At 66.2% G+C, this 23,215-nt stretch carries 22 protein-coding genes and 1 tRNA gene; 4 read left to right on the top strand and 19 right to left on the bottom strand.

Annotation, left to right across the window (positions count from 1 at the left end):
• The first annotated feature begins 24 nt into the window (after positions 1 to 24).
• On the top strand, positions 25 to 1,794 hold the full coding sequence (locus MH112_RS10955) for a patatin-like phospholipase family protein (protein WP_296567693.1): 1,770 nt from the start codon (positions 25 to 27) through the stop codon (positions 1,792 to 1,794).
• A gap of 315 nt (positions 1,795 to 2,109) precedes the next feature.
• Here MH112_RS10955 and MH112_RS10950 read toward each other — a convergent pair whose 3' ends face one another.
• The 6 genes from MH112_RS10950 to MH112_RS10925 form a co-directional block, all read right to left on the bottom strand.
• A complete protein-coding gene (locus MH112_RS10950; protein ID WP_296567690.1) occupies positions 2,110 to 2,808 on the bottom strand; it encodes a methyltransferase domain-containing protein in 699 nt (232 codons plus the stop codon).
• Between the two features lie 67 nt (positions 2,809 to 2,875).
• The gene (locus tag MH112_RS10945) at positions 2,876 to 4,042 is read right to left on the bottom strand and encodes an isovaleryl-CoA dehydrogenase (protein WP_296567688.1); all 1,167 of its coding nucleotides are present in this window, start codon (positions 4,040 to 4,042) and stop codon (positions 2,876 to 2,878) included.
• Between the two features lie 118 nt (positions 4,043 to 4,160).
• Positions 4,161 to 5,636 (bottom strand): lysozyme, encoded by a 1,476-nt coding sequence (locus MH112_RS10940; RefSeq protein WP_296567685.1) that lies wholly within the window; start codon positions 5,634 to 5,636, stop codon positions 4,161 to 4,163.
• A 67-nt stretch (positions 5,637 to 5,703) separates the two neighbouring features.
• Entirely contained in the window at positions 5,704 to 7,125 is a 1,422-nt protein-coding gene (mgtE, locus tag MH112_RS10935) for a magnesium transporter (protein WP_296567682.1), read from the bottom strand.
• Positions 7,126 to 7,182: 57 nt separating this feature from the next.
• Positions 7,183 to 7,267, bottom strand: a tRNA-Leu gene (locus tag MH112_RS10930).
• 61 nt (positions 7,268 to 7,328) lie between these two features.
• Positions 7,329 to 7,604, bottom strand: a complete 276-nt coding sequence (locus tag MH112_RS10925) for a FliM/FliN family flagellar motor switch protein (protein WP_296567680.1) — start codon at positions 7,602 to 7,604, stop codon at positions 7,329 to 7,331.
• A gap of 51 nt (positions 7,605 to 7,655) precedes the next feature.
• On the opposite strand from MH112_RS10925, the gene lipB reads away from it, so the two are divergent.
• Complete coding sequence (lipB, locus tag MH112_RS10920) at positions 7,656 to 8,387, top strand: lipoyl(octanoyl) transferase LipB (protein WP_296567677.1); 732 nt, start codon at positions 7,656 to 7,658, stop codon at positions 8,385 to 8,387.
• Between the two features lie 4 nt (positions 8,388 to 8,391).
• On the opposite strand, the gene MH112_RS10915 is transcribed toward lipB, so the two are convergent.
• The 3 genes from MH112_RS10915 to MH112_RS10905 all read right to left on the bottom strand — a co-directional run bounded on the left by MH112_RS10915 (position 8,392) and on the right by MH112_RS10905 (position 11,149).
• Positions 8,392 to 8,754, bottom strand: a complete 363-nt coding sequence (locus MH112_RS10915; protein WP_296567675.1) for a PRC-barrel domain-containing protein — start codon at positions 8,752 to 8,754, stop codon at positions 8,392 to 8,394.
• An 83-nt stretch (positions 8,755 to 8,837) separates the two neighbouring features.
• Positions 8,838 to 10,817, bottom strand: coding sequence for an acetyl/propionyl/methylcrotonyl-CoA carboxylase subunit alpha (locus tag MH112_RS10910; protein WP_296567672.1), 1,980 nt, complete (start codon positions 10,815 to 10,817; stop codon positions 8,838 to 8,840).
• Between the two features lie 11 nt (positions 10,818 to 10,828).
• Positions 10,829 to 11,149, bottom strand: a complete 321-nt coding sequence (locus MH112_RS10905) for a heavy metal-binding domain-containing protein (protein WP_296567670.1) — start codon at positions 11,147 to 11,149, stop codon at positions 10,829 to 10,831.
• Between the two features lie 78 nt (positions 11,150 to 11,227).
• Between MH112_RS10905 and msrB the strand changes: the two genes are divergently transcribed.
• On the top strand, positions 11,228 to 11,710 hold the full coding sequence (gene msrB, locus MH112_RS10900) for a peptide-methionine (R)-S-oxide reductase MsrB (protein WP_296567668.1): 483 nt from the start codon (positions 11,228 to 11,230) through the stop codon (positions 11,708 to 11,710).
• A gap of 5 nt (positions 11,711 to 11,715) precedes the next feature.
• Here the strand turns inward: msrB and MH112_RS10895 are convergent, their stop codons facing one another.
• The 8 genes from MH112_RS10895 to MH112_RS10860 all read right to left on the bottom strand — a co-directional run bounded on the left by MH112_RS10895 (position 11,716) and on the right by MH112_RS10860 (position 19,353).
• Positions 11,716 to 12,510 carry an aminoglycoside phosphotransferase family protein gene (locus tag MH112_RS10895; protein WP_296567665.1) on the bottom strand — a complete coding sequence of 265 codons (795 nt, stop codon included), beginning with the start codon at positions 12,508 to 12,510 and terminating at the stop codon, positions 11,716 to 11,718.
• Positions 12,511 to 12,553: 43 nt separating this feature from the next.
• Positions 12,554 to 13,351, bottom strand: coding sequence for a BON domain-containing protein (locus MH112_RS10890; protein WP_296567663.1), 798 nt, complete (start codon positions 13,349 to 13,351; stop codon positions 12,554 to 12,556).
• A 102-nt stretch (positions 13,352 to 13,453) separates the two neighbouring features.
• The gene (locus MH112_RS10885) at positions 13,454 to 14,980 is read right to left on the bottom strand and encodes an acyl-CoA carboxylase subunit beta (RefSeq protein ID WP_296567660.1); all 1,527 of its coding nucleotides are present in this window, start codon (positions 14,978 to 14,980) and stop codon (positions 13,454 to 13,456) included.
• 91 nt (positions 14,981 to 15,071) lie between these two features.
• Positions 15,072 to 15,803 (bottom strand): ATP12 family protein, encoded by a 732-nt coding sequence (locus tag MH112_RS10880; protein WP_296567658.1) that lies wholly within the window; start codon positions 15,801 to 15,803, stop codon positions 15,072 to 15,074.
• A gap of 33 nt (positions 15,804 to 15,836) precedes the next feature.
• Complete coding sequence (locus MH112_RS10875) at positions 15,837 to 16,826, bottom strand: RluA family pseudouridine synthase (protein ID WP_296567656.1); 990 nt, start codon at positions 16,824 to 16,826, stop codon at positions 15,837 to 15,839.
• A complete protein-coding gene (crcB, locus tag MH112_RS10870) occupies positions 16,826 to 17,206 on the bottom strand; it encodes a fluoride efflux transporter CrcB (RefSeq protein ID WP_296567653.1) in 381 nt (126 codons plus the stop codon). The genes MH112_RS10875 and crcB overlap by 1 nt, the downstream gene beginning before the upstream one ends.
• A 6-nt stretch (positions 17,207 to 17,212) precedes the next feature.
• On the bottom strand, positions 17,213 to 18,034 hold the full coding sequence (locus MH112_RS10865; RefSeq protein ID WP_296567652.1) for an RluA family pseudouridine synthase: 822 nt from the start codon (positions 18,032 to 18,034) through the stop codon (positions 17,213 to 17,215).
• Between the two features lie 11 nt (positions 18,035 to 18,045).
• Positions 18,046 to 19,353: a replication-associated recombination protein A gene (locus tag MH112_RS10860; RefSeq protein ID WP_296567650.1), complete on the bottom strand. Its 1,308-nt coding sequence runs from the start codon at positions 19,351 to 19,353 to the stop codon at positions 18,046 to 18,048.
• 207 nt (positions 19,354 to 19,560) lie between these two features.
• Here MH112_RS10860 and MH112_RS10855 point away from each other — a divergent pair, with 207 nt between their 5' ends.
• Positions 19,561 to 20,070 (top strand): hypothetical protein, encoded by a 510-nt coding sequence (locus MH112_RS10855; protein ID WP_296567649.1) that lies wholly within the window; start codon positions 19,561 to 19,563, stop codon positions 20,068 to 20,070.
• A 298-nt stretch (positions 20,071 to 20,368) separates the two neighbouring features.
• Here MH112_RS10855 and MH112_RS10850 read toward each other — a convergent pair whose 3' ends face one another.
• On the bottom strand, positions 20,369 to 21,784 hold the full coding sequence (locus tag MH112_RS10850) for a Do family serine endopeptidase (protein WP_296567647.1): 1,416 nt from the start codon (positions 21,782 to 21,784) through the stop codon (positions 20,369 to 20,371).
• A 65-nt stretch (positions 21,785 to 21,849) separates the two neighbouring features.
• Complete coding sequence (locus MH112_RS10845) at positions 21,850 to 23,166, bottom strand: TCR/Tet family MFS transporter (protein ID WP_365786977.1); 1,317 nt, start codon at positions 23,164 to 23,166, stop codon at positions 21,850 to 21,852.
• Between the last annotated feature and the right edge of the window lie 49 nt (positions 23,167 to 23,215).

Below are 23,215 nucleotides of genomic sequence, written 5' to 3'. Positions count from 1 at the left end.
TGTTGCGCGCTAGGCTCCGCGATTGTGGCCAGGCTGCCGAATCTTCCCAGTGATAGCGCCCTCGCCCAGCTGTTCTTCAATGAACAGTTGGAGGGTGACGCCACGTGGTTTTCGCTCCCCGGGGGTGGGGTTCTGTTCGAGCCCGGCGAGGCCGCTGACAATCTCTATTTTCTGCGCGCAGGACGCCTGGGTGCCTTTCGGAAAGAGGAAGGCCAGGAGGCGGAATTCCTGGGGGTGATCCGCCCCGGAGAGCCGGCCGGGGAAATGTCCCTTTTGTCGGGCACCCCCCACACGGCGCGGGTGGTTGCTCTGCGAGACTCTGAGGTCTTCGCCCTGCCCCGGGACCTGTTCCTGGAGGCGGCAGAGGAGGATCCCGCGGTCATGCTGGAGCTGGCCCAGCTGATCGTGCGCCGGGGGCGCCGCCAGACCCACCGGGCCTCCGGGACAGAGCCGTCGGTCTATGGCTTCGTGACTGTCGGCGAGCCGGTCGCCGTTCGTCCCCTGGTGGATCGCATCGCCCGACACATGATGCGCCAGGGCTACAGCGTCACGGTAGTGGGGTCTGAAGCGGCCATGGCGCCCACCGAATGGTACTCCGAGGTCGAGCGGACCCACGACTTCGTCCTCTATGCCGCCGAGGGGCAGGACCTGGGCTGGCGGGCGGTGGTGGCCCGGCAGGTCGACCGTCTGTTCCGCATCGGCAAGGCCGCCGCCCAACCGCCAGCCAACATCATTCTGCAGCCGGCCCAGCCGCTGCAGGCGCATCAGCTGGTTGACCTGATCCTGCTGCATCCCAGAGATGGTCCGGCCCCGCGCACCTCCGAGGCCTGGGTCAAGGCCGCCCAGCCCGCCCGCCTCTTTCACATGCGTCGGGACGATGAGGCCGACGCCGCACGGCTCGCCCGGGTGCTGACCGGACAATCTGTGGGACTCGTTCTGTCCGGCGGCGGTGCCCGGGCCTATGCCCACGTGGGGGCGATCCGGGTTCTGCGGGAACGGGGCGTGCCCATCGACTTCATCGGCGGTGCCTCCATGGGGGCCATTGTCGCCGCAGGCCTTGGCATGGGCTGGTCCGACGAAGAGGCTGACCGCCGGATCCGCGAGGCCTTCGTCGCCTCCAGTCCCCTGGATGACATCGCTTTCCCCCTGGTGGCCATGACCCGGGGGGAGAAGGTGCGCGCCAGGCTCTATGAGCATTTTGGGGACACAAGCATCTCCGATCTGTGGCTGCCCTTCTTTGCGGTCTCCTCCAACCTGACCACCGGTGCCTACCAGATCCACCGCAGCGGGCGGCTGGTGGACGCCTTGCGTGCGTCTATCGCCCTGCCTGGCATCATGCCGCCAGCCACCCACGGGGATGACGTCCTGGTGGACGGTGCTGTTCTGAACAACTTCCCGGCCGATGTAATGAGCGCCATGCATCTGGGACCGGTGGTGGGGGTCGATGTCACCCGGGGCCGCAGCATCACCGCCCGGGATGTGGCGCGCCCGGCCTCAGTGCTGCGCTGGATTGCCTCCGGCGCCTGGCGTCAGGGCCCGCCCATTGTCTCCCTGCTTATGCGCGCCGCCACCGTGCCCACAGGTCGAGACCTGAGGGCAGCGCGGGAGAGCGTCGACCTCTTGGTTACCCCCGATATGACCGGGGTCGAAATCCGCAACTGGCAAGCCTATGACCCCGCCGTCACGGCCGGCTATGTGGCCATGGGCCAAGCCCTGGACGGCCTGGAGACCCCCGTCACCGAGCTTCGACGGCGCAAGGCCCTAGGGGAGGCCGCCCCTCGCGGCTGGCGCTGATACGCCGCAGGCGCAATGGGTTTGCCAAGGCAGCGAACTCGTCCCATACTCGATTCAGTCTTCAACAACTGAAAGGAGGTGACCTAGTGTCTCATTGTCATTTGTCGCAGTCGGTGACCGTGGCCTGGGCCTCCCATGAGGTTCGCGCTTAAGCGCTGCTAAGGTTGCGGGCCGCCGCACTTGCGGTCCGACAATGGAAGGGCCGACCCTGACTAAGGGTCGGCCCTTTTTCGTGCTGGGTTCACTCGAAGTTCGGCTTCGTTGACTGGTCACAAGCTGGATTGGCCTGACCACAAGGCCTGGATTTGGCCGCCTTCAACGCGGGACGAACCTCAGGAGAAAATTCTCCTTCAAGCCTGCCGCTTTGACATCCTCCAAGACTCTGAAGCCATGCGCCTCGATCAGCTGGACATGACCCGCCTTGTCCAAGGCCACCACGTCCCGGTGGCCCGCATGCCCGGCGGCGAGATCAAAGTCGACGATCACCAGTTCGCCGCCTGGCTTCAGGGCGCGAAGAAAATGGCCGAGCATGGCCTCAGGCGCTTCGAAGTGATGGAAGGTATTGACCACCAGAATCGAATCCAGGGCACCCGGGGGCAGGGTCGGGCTATCCACCCGAGACAGGATCACCGAAACATTGGTCAGGCCCTCGGTCCCCACGCGGTCGCGCATGTGGGCCACAAAGGGTGCCGAGATATCAACGGCATAGACATGGCCGTCCGATCCGACCGCCTCGGCCAGGGCTTTGAGATAAGCGCCTGTGCCGGCCCCCACATCGGCCACAGCCTCCCCAGGCTTCAGGTCCATGGCCGCGACAATGGCGTCTCGGCGGGCAATGACCTCACGGTTCGGCGACTCAAACCGCGCCGCCGCGCCTGCCACAGCCGCGACCTGCTCGCTCCAGGCCTGGTTCATTTCGATAGATTTCTCAGTCGCGGCGTGGCCGTGCTGGGCCATGACGGGACTGGCGAACCCCAGAGCGCCGGCCAGGATCAGGACAGTGATGTTTCGCATGCTCGCCCCCAAAAGCGTGATAAGAGCATAAGATGGCGTTATATTATATCAATATTCAATGCACCCATCAGCCGCCGATGAGTTCACGGCCGATCAGGAAACGGCGGATCTCATTGGTGCCCGCCCCGATGTCATAGAGCTTGGCATCCCGCAGGAGCCGCTCCACGGGATAGTCCCGGGTGTAGCCCGCCCCCCCTAGGGCCTGGATCGCCTCAAGACTGCATTTGACGGCGTTTTCAGAGGCCATGAGGATGGCGCCCGCGGCATCAAACCGGGTGGTGCGCCCGGCGTCGCAGGCCCGCGCCACCGCATAGACATAGGCCCTGGCTGAGTTCAGGGCCACGTACATGTCGGCCACCTTGGCCTGCATCAGCTGGAAAGAGCCGATGGGCGCGCCGAACTGTTTGCGTTCGCGGACATAGGGCAGCACCGCGTCCAGACAGGCCTGCATGATCCCAAGGGGGCCGCCCGCCAGAACCGCCCGCTCATAGTCCAGGCCGCTCATCAGGACGCCCACACCCCCATGAAGGGGGCCCAACACATTCTCCTCGGGCACTTCACAGTCTTCAAACACCAGCTCGCCGGTGTCGGACCCGCGCATGCCGAGCTTGTCCAGCTTCTGGGCGCAACGGAACCCCTGGAAGTCCTTCTCGATGAGGAAGGCGGTGATGGACCGGCCCGCCGCCTCAGGGTCGGTTTTGGCATAGACCACAAGCACATCGGCGTGGGGGCCATTGGTGATCCAGAACTTGGTTCCGTTCAGCACATAGCGGTCGCCCTGACGCTCGGCGCGCAGGCGCATGGAGACCACATCAGAGCCGGCCCCAGCCTCGCTCATGGCCAGGGCACCCACATGTTCGCCGCTGATCAACCGGGGGAGATAGCGCTGCTTCTGCGCCTCAGAGCCCCACCGGCGGATCTGGTTCACGCAGAGATTGGAGTGCGCGCCATAGGACAGGCCCACTGAGGCAGAGGCCCGACTGACCTCTTCCATGGCCACCACATGTTCCAGATAGCCCAGGCCCAGGCCGCCATAGGCTTCCTCCACCGTGATCCCGTGCAGGCCAAGCACCCCCATCTGGGGCCAAAGATCCCGGGGAAAGGTGTTGGTGGCATCAATTTCGGCTGCCCGGGGCGCGATCTCCGCGGCGGCAAACCGTGCGGTGGTGTCTCGGATGGCATCGGCAACATCGCCGAGACCAAATTCAAGCGAAGGGCCAGAAAAGGTCGTCATACAGGAACGGCTATCACGGGTCGCCTGACCCCGCGAGGGGCCAATCGTGCCAGATCTCAAGCTAGGCTGTCTGGCCCGACCCTTGGAGGATGCGCCCTGCCATCAGTTCCGCGGGCCATCAGTTCCGCGGGTCGTCCAGGTCATCGGGATCGTCTTCGCCCCCCAGGCGCTGGAGAACCAGATAGGCGGCAACCCCGAAGAAGCCGACCCCAGCGATGCCGGCGATCCACCCGACCGTGAGAGGGCTGAGCAGGCCGCCCTCGGCGACACGGGCATTGAACGCCCAGAACAGACCGCCTGCAAACAACGCCAGACCCGCGCCGGCCAAGGTCAAAAGCGCACTCAGATCCCCCCGATTTACCCGCGGCTGGTCGGGTTCGAACGTGAAGCTGGAGGGCTCCTCCAGGGTGTCGTCGATCAGGATCCGCGGCGGGGCGTCCACAACGGGCTGAGCCTCCGGTGGGGCCACGGGGGCTTCCAGCGGATCGTTGGCCGCCTGGATCGGGGCCGAAACGGCGGGCAGCTCCAAGGTTGAGGCCACAGGCGGGATATCGAAGGCCTCATCGGGAGGCGTCAGGACAAAGGCCCGCTCGGCGCCACCGCCAATCAGCCCCACTGTGCCGCCCCAGACCGGCGACATCATGGTCCGCGGCAGCTCGGGGGCGACCACAGCCTGAGACGGAGGCGTCATCTCGGCAGACGTCGTCGACGCCGGCAGGTCATCCGAGCTTGAGATCGCCGACTCGACTGCCATCGGTGAGGCAATAGCCGTGACCGTTGTCAGGACGGCCTCATTCTCGATCTGGCCGTCGGCCTCGCTCTCCGGCTGAGCGCCGACGTCGGCGTCAGCCTCAATCGTAGCGTCAGATTCAGCTTCGATGTTGGCGGGCTCATCACGGAAGATCGAGGCTAGGCGATAGCTCACAGCCGCAGCCGCAGCCTGGGCAGGACTGGGGACCGCAGCCTCCTCTTCAGGGGGCACGGGCTTGAGCGGTGTCGCAGCCGGATCACGTTCGGCCACCGCGTCTACGCCATCCAGCGCCGCACGTAGGGCAAGCGGTGTCTCGCGGGGCACAACGCCAGCGATGTCCGCGTCGATATTGGGGCGCAGAATGGGCGATGGGGCTGGCACCCAGCCATCCATGGGGGTCAGGAACAGGGTCTTCTCAGCGGCGCGGCGACGGACCAGGGCATCGATGACGATGCGCTCGCCCTCGAAGTCAGCCTTGCGCCAAAGCTCCATGGCGCAGGCCGCCTGAAGCAGCTGGCCCTCATTGATCCGGCGCAGCACCGAGGAACGCCGGAAGTTGTCCAGGCCAATGTTGAAGGCAAAGCAGCAGAGCGCGTCGAACTGGTTCTGGGTCAGGGGGGCGTAAGTGATCTCGTTGACCAGGTATGCGACCGCGATCAGGTCGTAGAGCAGCAGCGCTTCGGCGTCCTGTTCAGAGACCTCCGCACCCTCTCGGGCTGTCTGGGTGTGGCCGTACCCGATGGTCCAGCGACCGTCCGCCAGCTTTGCGGCCTTAGCCCGGTAGCCTTCGAAGCGCTTGATCAGTTCGATCGCTGCGCGGGATATCCGGTGACGCGGTTTCATGGCCGTCCTGATCCATGTTGAGACAAGAACACGGGGTCCGAGCCTCACTCCGCAAGATAAGGGCCGCTTACAACAGGATCAGCGCGGCAATCCCCAGGAAGGCGAAAAAACCTGTGAAGTCGGTGACGAAGGTCACAAAGACAGCAGACGACACCGCCGGATCGCGGCCCATGCGCTCCAGCGCCAGGGGTACGAGCGCACCAGCCACGGCGGCGACGAACATGTTGATCACCAGGGCGGCGGCAAAGGCGATGGTGAGCCTCAGGTCCCCAAACAGCAGGTAGATGGCCAATCCCGTGACAGCGGCCAGAACCACGCCATTGACCAGGCCCACAACCATTTCACGGCTTACTGTCCGAACGGCGTTGACCGCCGAGAGTTCACGACTGGCGAGGGCGCGCACGGCCACGGTCAGACTCTGGGTCGCCCCATTCCCCCCTAAGGAGGCCACAATGGGCATCAGGACAGCCAGGGTTACCACCTGGGCGATCTGGGCCTCAAAGGCCTGAATGACGCTGACAGCCAGGGCGGCGGTCAATGTGTTGAGCAGCAACCATGGCAGGCGCGAAGCGACCATGTCCCAGATGCCCCCATGCCGACCGCTGTCGGAGACGCCAGCCAGGGCAAGAATGTCCTCGCGGCTCTCTTCATGGATGACCCCGACAATGTCATCGACGGTGATCTGACCCACCAGACGCCCCCCCGGCTCGACCACCGGGGCCGAGATCAGGTGGTACTTGTCGAAGATATAGGCCACCTCTTCCTGGTCCATATCCACGGGGATTTCAGAGAGGGGCTCCATGATCTGGGCCAGCGGCACATCGCGCTTGGCCCGCAGCAGGGTGCTGGTGGGCACCGCGCCGACAGGCCGAAAGGCGGGGTCGACCACATAGATATCGAAGAACAGCTCAGGGAGGTCATCGGCTTCCTGACGGAAGTGGTCGATAGCCTGGCCCACCGTCCAGAACTGCGGCGCGGCCACGACCTCGCGCTGCATCAGGCGACCGGCGGTCTCCTCCCCATAGGAGAGCGCGCTCTCGATGGCGGCGCGTTCGCCTTCGGGCAAAGCGGCAAGAACCTCGGCCCGCTTCTCGGGCTCAAGGTCCTCCACCACATCGGCCGCGTCATCGGAATCCAGCTCACTGAGCGCCCTGGCCAGGGTATCGGGGGCCACAGCTTCAAGAATTTCTTCCCGGATCTCGTAGTCCAGCTCCGAGAGGATTTCCGCCAGGGCCTCGGGATCCAGATGCGGAAGGATCTCCTGCCGATCCGCCGGGGCCAGAAAGCCGATCAGATCAGCGACATCGGCCGGATGCAGGGCGCTAAGCAGGTCGCGCAGGCGATCGGAGTCGCCCCGGTCAGCCGCATCCACGACCATGGAGACGAACTGCGGATTAAGCGCATAGTCCTCGCCAAGGGCGAGGTCTTCCAGGTCCTCATCGCGGTCAGGATCGATATCAGCGGCAGGGTCGGCCTGTTCACGGCTCATCGCGCCCTCCCCTGCCCTGCGTAACGAAACCTATCGCGTCTGCTGTTCCTGGTTCACTGGTGCGGTCGAGAAGACTCGAACTTCCACGGGTTGCCCCACAGCGACCTCAACGCTGCGCGTCTACCAATTCCGCCACGACCGCTCGTGGTGAGCCGCGGGGCGTAGCAAACCACCGCTGCTTTGTGAAGGAGAGTTTTGCGCGCTTAGCTTCCGCCGGCCATGTAGTCGAACACATTGGCTCCGCGGGTGACGGCGATTGCGATCTTATCGTCGCTGATCTGGATTTCCCCCCGGGCGACCGGATGATTGTTGGCCAGAATCCAGACCTCTTCGTTGACTGTGGCGTCGAGGGGAATCACCGCCCCGCGGCCCATGCGCAGCAACTGCTGCATGGGCAGGGAGGCGCGGCCGAGGACGACCGAGATCTCAACATTGACCGCCTGAACTTGACTGGACAAACCCACACCCCTGAGCGCCACCTCGTCTGCGACTTTGCAGCGATCAGCCCTAGGCCCCACTTTGACCCTGCCATGCTTGACCGCGCGTTAAACCCAGAGTCCTCCGGGACATATTTTCATCGCCCCGATGGCGCGCCCGTCGAATGGGCTGTGTCGCGGGGTCTTGTGGATTATGAGGTGGCTGTGGGGATCATGGAGGCCCGCGCGGCCGCCATCGCCGAGGGGCGGGCCAGTGAGCTGATCTGGTTGCTGGAACACCCACCCCTTTATACAGCCGGGGTTTCAGCGCGGCCCGAAGACCTCCTGCAGCCGGAACGGTTCCCCGTGTTTCAAAGCGGGCGCGGGGGTCAGTTCACCTATCACGGGCCAGGTCAGCGGGTGGCCTATGTGATGCTCGACCTTACCGCCCGACGGCGTGACGTGCGCGCCTTCGTCGCAGCGCTGGAAGGTTGGGTGATCGAGGCCCTGGCCCGGTTCAATGTGGAGGGGGCCGTTCGTCAAGGACGGGTGGGGGTCTGGGTGGAGCGACGCACCCCGGGATTTTCACCCCAGGAAGACAAGATCGCCGCCATCGGCGTCAAATTGCGACGTTGGGTGTCGTTCCACGGGATCGCCCTGAACGTCGAGCCCGATCTCAGCCACTTTGCCGGCATCGTGCCCTGCGGGGTCACCGAGCACGGGGTGACAAGCCTGGTGGATCTTGGCCTGCCCGTCACCCTGGACGAAGCCGACGCGGCCTTGCGCGCCGGCTTCGAGACCTGGTTTGGGGCCACGGTGGAGGCTGCGCCCCCGCGCCTGCCCTAGCCTGCTAGTGCGCTGCGCCGAAGTAGCCGGCAACCTCGTCACGCCAGCTGTAATCAGCTTCACTGAAGCGGGATTTGTTGAAGCCCGGCGCGCCTTCGAGGGTTTCCTTGTCCAGGGCCACGACAAATCCATCCTGGTCGGTGTCGTAGGTCAGCAGGGACCAGGGCAGAGGATAGTGGTTCTCCCCCATACCCAGCAGGCCACCAAAGGCCATGGTGGCGAACTCGGCCTGGCCCGAGCGCTTGTCGATGAAGATGTTCTCCACAGTGCCCAGCTTGTCGCCCTGGGGATTATAGACGCTGACGCCTTCCACCTTGTCGGCGGCGATCAGACGCATGTCGGTACGGTCGGCGGGATCATGGCCCATGGGAGGCTCCTGTTTGGGGTGGGTCTCTCCAGAAGAACCCACCACCCCAGCCTCTGTTCCGACGGCCAAGCTAGAGACCAGGCTCAGGCAAACTCGGCCAGCACCTCATCTGCGGCGACGGAGTCTCCGGCCTTGGGGCCAACCATCTTGACCACCCCGTCCCGCTCAGCGCGGATGATATTCTGCATCTTCATGGCCTCGATGATCGCCACCACCTCGCCGGCCTTGACCTCCTGACCCGCGACCACGTCGAGGCTGACCACAAGGCCCGGCATGGGAGACAGCACCAGCTTGGCGGTGTCGGCGGCCTTCTTGGGCGGCAGCCGCTTGTGCAACAGGGCTGAGACCGGCGTCAGGACCAGCACCCGGGCCTCTGCAGCCCGGTGCCGGATGACGAAGCCCTCCGCCGCCGGCCGGACCTGAACCGTGAACCTGACCCCATCGAGGGTGGCGGAGAACACAGGGTGGCCCGGCCGCCAGGCGATGTCGGTGAGCGCCAGGCTGCGGCCGGTCTCGGTGAGCTTTACGCGCACCGCGCCGCCGTCATGGGACAGGCGCACTGGATGATCGACGCCGCCCAGATTGACCACCCAGTCGTTCCGTCTCCGCCCCGGCCAGGCCCGCTCGCTCAGCACCTGATGCATGGCGCAGGCCGCGGCGATCTGGATGTCGGTCTGGCGCGCCGTAGGGGCGGTTCCTTGGAAGCCCTCAGGGTACTGGTCTTTGATGTAGCTGGTGGACAGTTGGCCCGACCGGAAGCGGTCCTCGTCCATCACCGCCACCAGGAAGGGGATGTTGTGCCCCAGGCCCTCGATGTGGAAGGTCTCCAGGGCCTCACCCATGGCGTCGATGGCCGCCAGCCGGGTCGGGGCCCAGGTGGAGAGCTTGGAGATCATCGGGTCGTAGAACATGGAGATCTCGTCGCCCTCGCGGACCCCGGCGTCGTTGCGCACGGTCAGGCCCTCGACCTCCCGCTCCTGCGGCGGGCGGTAGCGCACCAGCCGGCCGATGGAGGGTAGAAAACCCCGATAGGGATCCTCCGCATAGATCCGGCTCTCAATGGCCCAACCGTTGATCTTCAGATCGTCCTGAGCAAACGGCAGGGGCTCGCCGGCGGCAGAGCGGATCATCTGCTCCACCAGATCCACCCCGGTGATCAGTTCCGTGACCGGGTGTTCCACCTGCAGACGGGTGTTCATCTCCAGGAAAAAGAAGCTGCGATCCTGGCCGGCCACGAACTCGACAGTGCCGGCGCTGTCGTAGCCGACGGCCTTGGCCAGGGCGATGGCCTGATCGCCCATGGCCTTGCGGGTGGCCTCGTCCAGCAGGGGGCTCGGCGCCTCCTCGATGACTTTCTGGTTGCGCCGCTGGATCGAGCATTCCCGCTCGAACAGGTGGACCACATGGCCGTGCTTGTCGCCCAGCACCTGGATCTCGATGTGGCGGGGGCTCTCGATGAACTTCTCGATGAAGATGCGATCGTCGCCAAAGCTCGCCTTCGCCTCCGCCTGTACGGCGGGGAAGCCCTCCTCCACGTCGCGGCGGTTCCAGGCGACCCGGATGCCCTTGCCCCCGCCCCCGGCCGAGGCCTTGATCATCACCGGATAGCCGATCTCCTCGGCGATCTGGACGGCGTGGGCAGTATCGGAAATCTCACCCACATGGCCCGGCACCGTGGAGACCCCGGCGCGACCGGCGGCCTTCTTGCTCTCGATCTTATCGCCCATGGCCGCGATGGCCTCAGGATTGGGACCGATGAAGACGATACCTTCCTCGGCCAGCCGACGGGCAAAACCGGCATTCTCCGACAGGAAGCCAAAGCCCGGATGAACGGCCTGCGCGCCCGTCTCCCGGCAGGCGGCGACAATCTTGTCAGCCACCAGATAGCTTTCCGACGCCGGCGCTGGCCCGATGAACACCGCCTCATCGGCCATCTCAACGGCCATGGAATCGGCGTCGGCTTCGGAATAGACCACCACCGTGGCAATCCCCATCCGGCGGCAGGTCTTGATGATGCGGACAGCGATTTCGCCGCGGTTGGCGATCAGAATCTTGGAAAACATGCTCACCAAACTCAACGCAGCTTCACAGCCGTTCCCGAGGCGCTGACCATCAGCATCCCGTTCTCAACGCCCAGGGTCTCATAGTCGAGATCGACGCCCACCACCGCGTCAGCCCCCAGACTGCGGGCCTCCTCGCACATCTCTCGAAGGGCGATGTCCCGAGCCTCGCGCAGGGCCTTTTCATAGCCGCCAGCCCGGCCGCCGATGATGTTGGTGATCCCGGCAAAGAAGTCCCGGAAGATGTTGGCACCGATGATCGCCTCGCCGGTGACGACGCCCAGGGTCTGGGCAATGTCCCGCTCGGCGAGGGTTGGGGTGGTGGCGGTAATCATGCTTGGACTCTCCCGACTTCGCCCCCCTTGGGCAGGGGGTCCTTCCGATCCGTCGCGCGCGACCTTAGATTGGCTGCCATGAGCAAGCCAGCCGAGTCCCCCGCGACACCTTTTGATCTGACGCCCCCCGACCTTGCGGAACGCAAGACCCTGGAGGCTGACCTCACCCTGGAAGAAGCCGATGTCCTGCTGCGGCACGGCACCGAGGCCCCATTCTGCGGTGGCCTGCTCGATAACAAGGAGGACGGGGTCTATTGCTGCCGCCTCTGTGGCCTGCCCCTGTTCCGCGCCCACACCAAGTTCGAGAGCGGCACCGGCTGGCCGAGCTTCTTCGCCCCGATGAACGAGGCCCACGTCATCGGCGTGCGCGATGTGAGCTACGGCATGGTCCGGGTCGAGACCCGCTGCGCGCGGTGCGACAGCCACCAGGGTCACGTCTTCCCCGACGGCCCCCCACCCACCGGCCTTCGCTACTGCATCAATTCGGTGTCGTTGGAGTTCGTCGGCGACGGCCAGCCCCTGCGCGATCCCCTAGGCCGGGGCGACAACGCCCATCTGTGAGCGGGCTAACCGGCCTCCAGGATGGCGAGCATGGCCCTGGCCGCAGCCGGGTCAGTGCCATCCTGGGTGTGCCAAGCGGCCGATAGTCCGGCGTGGGCGTGGGCCCAGGCGCTCAGGCGCGCCGGCTCCAGATCAGCCGCCTGCGTGATCTGTGCCAGACGGTTGGCCACGCGGTCGGGGGTGATGGAGGCCAAGTCTGGATTGGGAAAGATGTTTGCGTAGTCATAGGCGCGCTCCCCCACCAGCCCCCGTGGATCGATGGCCAGCCAGCCCGCAGGGCCGAAATCCAGCACGTTGCCGTGGTGGATGTCCCCATGCAGCAGTACGAGATCGCGAGGGGTCTCCAGCAGGCCTGAGGCGACGCCACGGGCCCGGGCCAGGGTCGGGTCAGCCGACTGAAGCAAGGCTGAGAACAGGTTTTCCAGGGGCAGCGCGATCGAAGGGGCTGAGCCTCGCGGCGCATGCAGCCTGGCGACCACTTGGCAGAGAATCGCAGTGGCCGCCTCGTCCCGTCCAGCCTGAACCAGTGGGAGCAGTGTCCCGCCCGGCGCGCGGACCATCAGAAGCGCCTGGCCCTGGAACGCCAGAACCGGGGCCGCCCCGGCTCCACCCCACCAGGCCATGATGGCTGCGCCGCGCTGCTGGTCGGGGCTGTGGGCCAATTTCAGCATGGCGGGCTGTTCCCCTGCGCGCACCGGGAGCAGGCGGGATCGTGTCACGGGCATGGACGTGACATCGCCCTCCGGAACGAGGTTCCAAAGGGCGAGCCAGGGTTCGAAGTCCTTCAGATCATCTCCCACGCCACCAGCCTAGGCGGGCGGCGGCGGCGGGCGCAATCTTGGGCTATTCCTCGCCGTCGGTGACCTTGGCGAGGGTGGAGTTGGACGCCATGCGCGGAGGCTGGCCGGTGGCCGAGGGCTGATCGACCCGGGGCTGGACCCGCAGATTGTTCTGCACGTGCTTCACCCCATGGATATCCTCGACGCAGTGTTCGGCCCTGTGCTTGGCGCGGCGGTCGTCCACCGTGCCGCTCAGGGTCACCTCGCCGTCCTTCACCTGCACCTCGATATCCGAGGCGTCGAGCCAGGGGTTGTCGGTCAGATGATGATGCACATCGTCGCTGATCCGGTCGTCGGGACGCACGTAGCCCTTGGGACCACGGCCCCGGTGACCTTGCGCACGGTCTCTGCTGCGGCGACGCTCGGCGTCATCGTCGCCGAACCAGGACGCCACTTCGTCGGTGGTACGATCCCAAAGGCCCCGATCATCCTGCTGATCCAGGCGAGACTCACGTCCGCCATAGGCTCTGGCATAGGCCTCGCGGCTCGAGGAGCGCTGTGGTGTCGGAGGTCCCCCGAACGCGCCCTCCCCCATGGCGTAGCCTTCCTGGCCGAAATAGCCCTCGCCATAGATGCGCTCATGGTCGTGATCTTGCGACATGGGCGGCCGGCGCGCGCCAACAAAGGCTTGATCCCCATACTCAGCGCCGGTCTCGCGCTCTCCAAACACAGGACCGCGACCGTCATCGCCAGAGTTGAAAGTCCGCGGCTCAGGATCACGACCGCGGAACCGGCGGCCCTGGCCTCTGCCCATCCCGCGACCACGCTCGTCGCCTTGCTCCTCGTTCCATCTGCCAGCCATGATCAATTCTCCCGTTGCTGCGGTCCCGCACGCGAAGTGCGCTCACAGAAACAACAGGTTCAGGCCGGCCAGGTTCCGAGATAGCCCCGACGAAGCGTCGGCTCAGAGCGGAATGTTGTCGTGCTTCTTCCAGGGGTTGGTCAGCGTCTTGCCCTTCAGGGAGCGAAGACCGCGAACGATCCGCCGGCGGGTGCCATGGGGCATGATCACGTCGTCGATATAGCCCCGGGAGGCCGCGACGAAGGGATTGGCGAACCGGTCCTTATACTCCGCCTCCCGGGCGACGAGCTCCTCGGGCGACTGGTTGCGGAAGATGATTTCCACTGCCCCCTTGGAGCCCATGACGGCGATCTCGGCCGTGGGCCAGGCATAGTTGAGATCCCCGCGAATGTGCTTGGAGCTCATCACGTCATAGGCCCCGCCATAGGCCTTGCGGGTGATGAGGGTGATCTTCGGCACCGTGGCCTCGGCATAGGCAAACAAGAGCTTCGCGCCATGACGGATCAGGCCCCCCTGTTCCTGGCGGGTGCCTGGCATGAAGCCCGGCACGTCGACAAAGGTGATCAGCGGGATCTCGAAGGCGTCGCAGAAGCGCACGAAGCGGGCGGCCTTGCGGCTGGCATCGATGTCCAGCACGCCGGCCAGGACCTGCGGCTGGTTGGCGACAATGCCCACCGGCTGGCCATCCATCCGGGCAAAGCCGCAGATGATGTTCTTGGCGAAGTCCGGTGAAATTTCGAAGAAATCGGCCTCATCGACGACCTTCAGGATCAGCTCCTTCATGTCGTAGGGCTTGTTGGGGTTGGCCGGGACCAGGGTATCGAGGCTGGGCTCCTCCCGCTCGGGCTCATCGAAGCTCACCCGCACCGGCGGGCGCTCGCGGTTTGAGGTGGGCAGGAAGTCCACCAGGCGGCGCACCTGGGTCATGGCCTCCAGGTCGTTCTCGAAGGCCCCGTCGGCGACCCCGGATTTCATGGCGTGGACCCGGTAGCCGCCCAGGTCCTCGTGGCTCACATCCTCGTGGGTGACGGTCTTCACCACATCGGGACCGGTGACGTACATGTAGCTCGTGTCCTTCACCATGAAGATGAAGTCCATGATGGCCGGGGAATAGACATCACCCCCGGCGCAGGGCCCCATGATCACCGCAATCTGCGGGATCACCCCTGAGGCCAGGGTGTTTTCCAGAAAGATGTCGGCATAGCCAGCCAGGGAGTCGACGCCCTCCTGGATCCGGGCCCCGCCGGCGTCGAACAGGCCGATGATCGGGGCGCCCATCTTCAGGGCCTGACGTTGGACCTTGAGGATCTTCTGCGCCTGGGCGCTGGACAGGGATCCACCGAAGACCGTGAAGTCCTTGGAAAACACAAACACGGTGCGGCCGTTGATCGTGCCCCAGCCGGTGACGACACCGTCGCCGGGCACCTTCTGCTCGGCCATGCCGAAATCGGTGGCGCGGTGCTCGACAAACATGTCGAACTCCTCGAAGGAGCCCTCGTCCAGCAAGAGATCGACCCGCTCGCGGGCGGTGAGTTTGCCCTTGGCGTGCTGAGCCTCGATCCGTCGAACGCCGCCACCAAGGCGGGCGGTTTCACGCTTGGCTTCGAGCTCTTTGAGGATCTGCTTCACGCTGAGCCCCTCCCTGACGACCACTGAGACCCCAGCCGTAATGGGCGCTGCGAGACCGCGCAAGTTCACGCGGCGTCAGCAGAAATGGCGCTTACGCCGCGTCCAGGGCGCGGAACCAGGTCTCCAGCATCGCCGCCTCGATGGACAGCCGCGCGACCCGCTCGGCGGCTTCCTCGTCAATCCCCCAGGCCTCTTCCTGAAAGATCTCATCCAGCCGGGAGAGCGCCAGGGCCCGTCCCCCATCCAGCCAGCCGTGATGCAAGGCCAGCGCCAGGACCGAGGAGCCGAAAAGCGAGGCGCCAAAGGCGACGCCGGCCAGGCGGAAGTCGTCCAGCCCTGCGGCCAGGTCCCGCACCCGGGACAAGGTGGTCTGCGGTTGTGGGCGGTGAATGATCCCAGCGGCGCGGACAAAACTGAGGCCCAGTTCGCGCTCCGCCCGCTGGAGCACCGGCTCCCACTCTGCGGTTTGACGCGCCACCAGCGCCTCGGGATCCTCGGCGAAGTAGCACAGCAGATCAGAGCTGGCGTAGTCTGCGATCGACTGGGCTGAGGCGTCGCGGGCCGCCGGGATTGAGTCGATGGCGGTGTTGGCCAGGCGTGTAGCGTGCATGCCGGGCACGTCGAGGAACTCCCCCTGCCCCTCCCACTCGCCGGCGATGACGTCGGCCAGGGCGCGGGTGGGGGCGATCAGCTTTCCGCCCCGGGGGCCGCGCACCTGGCGGGTATCCAACAGGATCGCATAACCCCCATCGGCCTCGGCAATAGTCACCGCCTTGTAGAACCGGCGCGGCCGGTCGGAGGCTTCTTGAAAACCACGTCTCAATTTCTACTCCAGGGGTTTGCGCGCCGGGCCGCTCTAGCGCCGCTTGCGGCCGAAGGGCTCGGGGTCGGCTTCATGCTCATCAAAGCCGAAGCGGGCGAAGCCGGCCTTCATCTCCGGGCTGAGCGGCGCCTCCAGGATCAGCATACCGCTGGAGGGATGCGGCAGAGTCAGGCGGCGGGCATGCAGCTGCAGCTTCAACTGCCCCGAGAGCTGGGCTGAGGCCTCGTCGCCGTATTTGGGGTCCCCCAGGATCGGGTGGCCCATGGCCTTCATATGGGCGCGCAGCTGGTGGGTCCGGCCGGTGTGGGGCCGCAGGGCCATCCATGCGGCCCGGGGGCCAGCCCGGCTGATGGTGACGAATTCGGTCTCGGCCGGGTCGGCGTCCGCATCGCCCTTTTCCGCAGGGACGATCATCTCGCGATCGCCCACGCCACGCTTGACCAGGGCCAGCTCCATGACCCCCTCCGTCGGGCGCGGATTGCCCATCACCAGGGCCCAGTAGGTCTTCTGCGCCTTGCGCCGCGCAAAGGCACCCGCCAGCTTGGCTGCGGCCGACGGCGTCTTACCCAGCACCAGGACACCGGAGGTGTCCCGGTCCAGCCGGTGGACAAGTCTTGGCCGCGCCAAGCCTTCGCCCCAGGCGCCGAGCAGACGGTCCACATGGCTGTTGGTCTTGGTGCCCCCCTGAACGGCCAGGCCAGACGGCTTGTTGAGGACCAGAACCTCCTCGTCCTCATAGATGACCAGGCCCTTCACATAGGCCACGTCCCGGGGATGCAGCTCCACGGCCTTGCGACTGTCGCCCTTGGCCGGGGCATCCGGCAGGGGGGGGACCCGGACGTTCTCGCCCCCTTCGAGGCGAGTGTCGGGCTTGGCCCGGGCCCCATCGATGCGAACCTGGCCAGAGCGGATCAGCTTGTGCAGCTGGCCCTGGGTCAGGTGCGGCCACCGGCGGCGGAACCAGCGGTCCAGGCGCACGCCGCCTTCTGCAGGATCAACGAGGATGTTGCGGACCTCGCGCATCAGGCAAATCTCCGCATCATCAGCAGGCCTACAAACAGGGCCGCCACCGATAGGACCACCGAGCCCAGGGCATAGACCGCAGCCTCCCCATAGGCCCGACGTTCGATCATCAGCAGGGTCTCCAGGGAGAAGGCCGAAAAGGTCGTGAAGCCGCCGAGCAGCCCGACCCCCAGCAACAGGCGAAGGCGCTCCTGATCTGCGCCCCCCCGCAGGGCCAGCCAGCCCACCAGCAAGCCCATCAGAAGGCCCCCAGAAACATTGGCAACAAGGGTGCCCACCGGCCAGGTCATGCCGAAACGGTGGACGCTGGCCAGGCCCAGCAGGTAGCGCGCCACCGCGCCAACCCCGCCGCCGAGCGCCACGAGAAAGAGCTTATCCATGGCCCCTTATGCCGGGCCAGGCCGTCCGCCGCCAGGGGCCGATTGCGCGCCCGCTGGGCTCAAACTCTCAATGCCCTGCGGCAGCACAAGACCGAGCGCCTCGCAGACCTGCGCCATGTCGGCAGGCGGCGGGGCCTGGATCTTCAGGCGCGCGCCGGCGGCCAGGGGCACATCCAGGGCCTGGGCATGGAGCATCAGGCGCGGGATCGGCTGCCCCCCGAGCACGAGCGCACCGCCATAGCGAACGTCCCCGGCGATCGGCCGGCCAATGGAGGCCAGGTGCACCCGCAGCTGATGCATGCGGCCGGTCTTGGGCGTCAGTTCCAGCAAGGCTGCGCCCTTGACCGACGACAGGGTCCGATAGCGGCTCTGGGCGCTCTCGGCGCCGGGGGCATCGGCCGCACAGATGCGCATATAGGCTTCCCGGCCAACCTCTTCGCGACGCATGGCCTGGTCGATCAGGCCCTCGCGGGGCTCTGGCGGGCCTGGCGTCACGACGGCCAGATAGGTCTTGCCGAACCGCCGCGCCATCATGGCCTTGCCGAGCGCCGAGGCCGCAGGCTTGGTCTTGGCGGTCAGGATGACGCCGGAGGTGTCCCGGTCCAGCCGGTGGATCAGCCGGGGCCGCGCCTTGCCGGGTTTGGCGAAGGCAAACAGCAGTTCGTCCAGGGTGTGGACCTGACCTCGCCCGCCCTGGCTCGACAGGCCAGACGGCTTATTGAGCGCCAGAAGGTCGGCGTCCTCATAGATCACCATAGAGCGAACCCAGGCGATCTCGTCGGCCGACAGCTGTATCTCTCGTGCAGGCGCTTTTTCAGCACGCGCCATGGGAGCGCGGCTCATCCTTGCGACTTCCGGGCGCGCAGCTCGGCCCAGCGGTCCAGGCGCGCCTTGATCGGCCCCTCGGCGCCCTCGCCTTTCGGGCGATAGAAGACCGGCCGCTCCATTTCGTCTGGGAAGTAGTTCTGGCCGGAAAACCCATCCTCGGCGTCGTGGTCATAGGCATAGCCCTGGCCATAGCCCAGGTCGCGCATCAGCTTGGTGGGGGCGTTGCGGATGTGTGCCGGGGGCATCAGGGAGCCGGTCTCCTTGGCGGCCTTTTGAGCGGCCTTGAAGGCCACATAGACGGCGTTGGATTTGGGTGCTGTCGCCAGGTGAACCACCAGCTGGGCCAGGGCAATCTCGCCCTCCGGACTGCCGAGAAAGTCGTAGGTGTCCTTGGCGGCGTTGGCCAGCACGAGCGCCATGGGATCGGCCGCGCCAATATCCTCGGCCGCCGTGCGGATCAGCCGCCTCGCCAGATAAAGCGGGTCCTCCCCGCCCCCCAGCATCCGGGCCAGCCAGTAGAGGGCCGCGTCGGGGTCCGAGCCGCGGATCGACTTATGCAGGGCCGAGATGAGGTTGTAGTGCTCCTCCCGGTCCTTGTCGTAGGCCGGGCTGCGCTTCTGCAGGATCGCGCCCAGCTCCTTGGTCGACAGCGCCTTGGCCGTGCCGATGTTGAACAGGGTCTCAGCAAGGGTCAGCAGGTAACGGCCATCCCCGTCGGCGAGCGCCACCAGGGCCTGACGGGCCTCGGGCTCCAGGGGCAGGTTGCGGCCCTCGAAGGCCTCGGCCTTGGCCAGCAGCGCCGTCAGCGCCTCATCGTCCAGCCGCTTGAGCACGAAGACCTGGCAGCGCGACAGGAGCGCCCCGTTCAGCTCGAAGGACGGGTTTTCGGTGGTGGCGCCCACCAGGGTGACGATCCCCTCCTCCACAAAGGGCAGGAAGCCGTCCTGCTGGGCGCGGTTGAAGCGGTGGATCTCATCGACGAACAGCAGGGTCGACTGGCCGGCCAGCCGCCGGGCCCGGGCCTGCTCGAAGGCCTTCTTCAGGTCGGCGACCCCAGTGAAAACCGCCGAGAGCTGCTGAAACTCATAGCCTGCGGCCTTGGCCAGCAGCCTCGCGATCGTGGTCTTGCCTGTGCCGGGCGGCCCCCACAGGATCATGGAGGCCAGACGGTGAGCCTGAGCCATGCGCCCGATGGGGCCGTCCTCCCCCAGCAGATGATCCTGCCCGACCACCTCGGCCAGGGTCTGAGGCCGCAGGCGATCAGCCAGCGGCGAGGGCGCGTGCGGGGTCAGCCCAGCAGCTTCGAAGAGATCGGCCATCGGCGACTCATAGCAAATGCCGGGCGCGCTCGCCGCAACCACTTGGGGAGAGGCTCGATAGCGCGATGGGGCGAGCCGACGTCAGCTTTCGGGCCGGGCACGTCATCAAGCGAGTCTGCGTCTGACGGCTGTACCGCGCTGGGTTTCTGACACCACCTTCGACAATGCGAACTGGACTGCAGCGCTTAACTAAGGTCGTCTCCGCTGATGGGCGGCGAGATCATCTTCCTCATCCCGGCAGTGTTCGGTTTCGCTGCTGTCGCAACGGTCGGCGGTACGCTCGTGCTCTGGCTGGTCTGGCTCGGAGCGCACCGATGGAGTCCTCTCTCACGGCGAACGGGTTCGTCGCGCTTTCCGGTCGGCGTGGCTGCTTCGGTACTGCTTGTGATCTCATTGCCTGTCGGCTGCATACGAGCCTGCCAGCCCGTCCCCCAGCCCGAAAGCGCCAGGACAGTGGCTGCCTTCGAGGTGCCGCTGACCACGGCGGTCGACCGGGCCGACTTCCTGACTATCCTCGCCGCTGATGCGGCGGCTGAGGGTCTCGACGTCAAGGTTGAGACGGCGGAGGAAATGGAGCGCAATGCGGAGATTTCGCCCATCCTCCGCAGCTCGATCCATGCCATCGTCTATCGCGCCGGTGATATCCGCCAAATCGAGGCTCAAGTCTCAGATCAGTTTCACCTAGGCCATGTGTGGATATCCTTCAGGCAAGGGTAAGACGTGGCATTGGCGCGGCGCTTCCGCGACCGGCTGATGTCACGGACCATTGAGCGCTGGCCGGAGACACTGAGCGTGCCGGTCGCCCAGACAGGCGCACTCCCGCTTAAAGAGGACTTGGTCCGGGGCGACCACGGCTATGAGATCGACTCTGCCAAATTGGCGAGATACGTTTGCCGGACCGCTCCCGGTAACGCGCTCCAGTCAGCCTGCGACTAGGCGAACTGCCGTTCCACCCATCGCAGGCCTTGAGAACGTCGGCTTACGGAAAGCCCCGGGGAGCAACAGCCAGCCCGCCCTACAGGCGGAAGTTGGCGGTCACAGGCTGACCATTGCGCAGGATCGTCACCTGCCAGGTGGCTGAACCCCCGCCAATGGCAGCCACGAGGTCGCGGACCGTGCGGATCTCCCGGCCATTGACGCTGCGGATCATGTCGCCGGGACGCAGGCCGGCGTTCATCGAGAAGCCGCGACCGACGCGGATCACCATGACGCCTGGTCCCTGGAAGGGATCGACGCCCAGTTCGTCGGCGACGGCCGGCGACAGGTTGACCACGGTGGCACCGTCAAAGGGATGGCGGCCGCTGAGGCTCTGTTCATCCCGGGCCGGCGTGGCGGGCGGGGCCTCGGCGCGCAGATTGAGGTCGGCTGTCTGGCCATCCTCACGCCGCACGCCCAGGCGCAGGGTCTCGCCCAGGCGGCGGGTCCCCACCGCATAGTTCAGGCCGCCCACATCGCTGACCGCCTGGCCATCGACGGTCAGGATCACATCCCCCTGGCGCAGGCCCGCGCGGGCAGCCGCGCCGCCCGGCCAGATGTCGGCCACCAACACCCCTTGCGGCGCGCTCATGCCGATGGAGCGGGCGATCTCGGCGGTGACAGTCTGGGTGCGCGCGCCGAGCCAGGGGCGTTCCACCCGCTGGCCGCCGCCGACGGCGGTTTCCACCACCCGCTTGACCATGGCTGCGGGCATGGCGAAGCCGACCCCGCTGGAGGTGCCCGAGCGGGAGACGATGAAGCTGTTGATGCCGATCAGGTCGCCGTCCATGTCCACCAGGGCGCCGCCGGAATTGCCCGGATTGATCGCCGCATCGGTCTGGATGTAGCTGGCCGCCGCGTCCCCGCTGGGGTCGGCGGTGCGGTTCAGGGCCGAGATGATGCCGTTGGTCACCGTCTGACCCACCCCGAACGGATTGCCGATGGCCAGGACCAGGTCGCCGACCTGGGCATCACCGGTGTCATCAATGGCCAGCACCGGCAGGCGCTCCTCCCCCAGGTCAATCTTCAGGACCGCCAGGTCGGTGCGCTCGTCAGCCAGCAGCAGCTTGGCGGGAAACTCCCGGCGGTCGGCCAGGGCGACGATAATCTCCTGACCGCCAGCCACCACGTGGTTGTTGGTGACGATAACCCCGTCGGCGCGGACGATGACTCCAGAGCCCAGGGAGCCTTCCACCCGCCCCTGCGGCGCACCCATGCCGAACAGGTCCCAGAACGGGTCGGCCTGGCGGCGCACCATCCGTCGGGCCGAGATGTTGACCACGGCCGGGGCGGCGGTTTTCACCACGGGGGCGAAGGAGGTCTTCATCTCCACAGCGCTCTCCGGCGCAGACCTGGTCGGCTGGGCCAGGGCGGGCTGGGCCTCGCTGCGGCTGGCCGGATCGGTGCAGGCCGCAAGGATCACCAGGGCCGGAAGGAGCAGATGGGCGGCGCGCATGAGATCTCCGTGGAACGCTCGGACTCTGCCGTTTGGCGAAGCTTTCGGGCGCAAAGATGACCAGCCTAGGTCTGTGACTGAACCTGAGGCCCGCCGGGCGCGGAGTCCGGCAGCGGCGTCCGAGCCACCCGCGTCCCCAGGATAAAGGCCGCCACCAGCAGGGCTGAGGCCAGATAGATGGCCAGGCCCGGCGCATAGATAACGTCAGTATGACGGATCGACCAGGCGAAGGTCAGGCCAAACAGGGCCGGTCCGACCATGGAGGCGATCCCCTGCAGGCTCTGATTTGCACCCTGCAGCTGGCCCTGTTGATCGGGCGCCACCCGACGGGTCATCAGGCCCTGTAGCCCCGGCATCAGGAAGTTCATCAGGGCAAAGATCGGAACGCCGGCCAGATACAGCAGACCCGTGGGCGCAAAGCCGTACCAGGCAAACCCCAGCGCCCCGGCTGCGGCCCCGAGCATGAGGGCACCCCGCTCACCGATCCGCGCCACCACAGGCCCCACCAGGAAAGCCTGGACGATCACCCCGGCCACGCCGGTTGCCATCATGGCCAACCCCATGACCGACGGGCTCCAACCATAGCGATAGCCGGTATAGAGCACGAAGATGGCCGGCAGCACGGTGTGGGCCAGCTGAAACAAGAGGCCAATCGTGGCCAGTCCCAGCAGGTCCCGTTGGGAGCGCAGCAGGCGCAGCGACCCAAGCGGATTGGCCCGCGCCAAGTCAAAGCGCTTTGTCCGGCGCTCCGGCGGCAGGGATTCCGGCAGGACGAACAGGCCGTAAAGCCCGTTGGCCAGGGACAGGGCTGCGGCCACGTAAAAGGGCAGACGCAGGTCGATATCCCCCAGGGCACCCCCGACAGCCGGCCCGATCAGGAAGCCGAAGGAGAAGGCCGAGCCCATCCAGCCAAACGCTTTGGCTCGGCCTTCGGGCGGGGTGACATCGGCCACATAGGCGTTGGCGGTGGAAAAGCTGGCCGCCGTCATGCCGTTCAGAATGCGCCCGATCAGCAGCCACATGAGATTGGGGGCGAGCGCGATGATGATGAAGTCCAGGGCTAGACCAAAGATCGACACCAGAAGCACCGGCCGCCGGCCGATCCGGTCTGAGAGCAACCCCAGAAGCGGCCCGCAGATGAACTGCATGGCACCCCAGGTCACGGCGAACACCACATTCCATTCGGCAGCTTCAGCCGTGTCGCCGCCGGTGAAGGCCTTGATCAGGTTGGGCAGGACCGGAATGATCAGGCCGAACGAGATGCTGTTCATCAGCGCCGTGGCGAAGATGAAGCCAAAGGCCGCCCGGCCCCCGAGAGGACCGCTGCCCCGCAAGAGGCCGCGCCCCTTCCCGGTCATCGCATCGCTGCTGCTGTCCGTCATCCCCCGCCCCCCGTCCACTCAGAACACAAGCGGAACGATCCCTACGCCC

This window comes from Phenylobacterium sp., from assembly GCF_022402485.1.
In the GTDB taxonomy this organism is placed as follows: Bacteria; Pseudomonadota; Alphaproteobacteria; order Caulobacterales; family Caulobacteraceae; genus Phenylobacterium.
The sequence above is the reverse complement of the archived record's forward strand: the minus strand, read 5'-3'. Positions and strand labels throughout refer to the sequence as shown.

Coding starts and splice junctions, on each gene's coding strand:
- MH112_RS10875 (WP_296567656.1), bottom strand. CDS start 16,826: ATGCGCGAGGTCCGCAACATCCTCGTTGATCCTGCAGAAGGCGGCGTG.
- MH112_RS10915 (WP_296567675.1), bottom strand. CDS start 8,754: ATGGGCCATGATCCCGCCGACCGTACCGACATGCGTCTGATCGCCGCC.
- MH112_RS10945 (WP_296567688.1), bottom strand. CDS start 4,042: ATGACGACCTTTTCTGGCCCTTCGCTTGAATTTGGTCTCGGCGATGTT.
- MH112_RS10865 (WP_296567652.1), bottom strand. CDS start 18,034: ATGGCGCGTGCTGAAAAAGCGCCTGCACGAGAGATACAGCTGTCGGCC.
- MH112_RS10910 (WP_296567672.1), bottom strand. CDS start 10,817: ATGTTTTCCAAGATTCTGATCGCCAACCGCGGCGAAATCGCTGTCCGC.
- MH112_RS10855 (WP_296567649.1), top strand. CDS start 19,561: ATGGGCGGCGAGATCATCTTCCTCATCCCGGCAGTGTTCGGTTTCGCT.
- MH112_RS10890 (WP_296567663.1), bottom strand. CDS start 13,351: ATGGCTGGCAGATGGAACGAGGAGCAAGGCGACGAGCGTGGTCGCGGG.
- lipB (WP_296567677.1), top strand. CDS start 7,656: ATGCTTGACCGCGCGTTAAACCCAGAGTCCTCCGGGACATATTTTCAT.
- msrB (WP_296567668.1), top strand. CDS start 11,228: ATGAGCAAGCCAGCCGAGTCCCCCGCGACACCTTTTGATCTGACGCCC.
- MH112_RS10845 (WP_365786977.1), bottom strand. CDS start 23,166: ATGACGGACAGCAGCAGCGATGCGATGACCGGGAAGGGGCGCGGCCTC.
- MH112_RS10850 (WP_296567647.1), bottom strand. CDS start 21,784: ATGCGCGCCGCCCATCTGCTCCTTCCGGCCCTGGTGATCCTTGCGGCC.
- MH112_RS10950 (WP_296567690.1), bottom strand. CDS start 2,808: ATGCGAAACATCACTGTCCTGATCCTGGCCGGCGCTCTGGGGTTCGCC.
- MH112_RS10940 (WP_296567685.1), bottom strand. CDS start 5,636: ATGAAACCGCGTCACCGGATATCCCGCGCAGCGATCGAACTGATCAAG.
- MH112_RS10905 (WP_296567670.1), bottom strand. CDS start 11,149: ATGATTACCGCCACCACCCCAACCCTCGCCGAGCGGGACATTGCCCAG.
- mgtE (WP_296567682.1), bottom strand. CDS start 7,125: ATGAGCCGTGAACAGGCCGACCCTGCCGCTGATATCGATCCTGACCGC.
- MH112_RS10860 (WP_296567650.1), bottom strand. CDS start 19,353: ATGGCCGATCTCTTCGAAGCTGCTGGGCTGACCCCGCACGCGCCCTCG.
- crcB (WP_296567653.1), bottom strand. CDS start 17,206: ATGGATAAGCTCTTTCTCGTGGCGCTCGGCGGCGGGGTTGGCGCGGTG.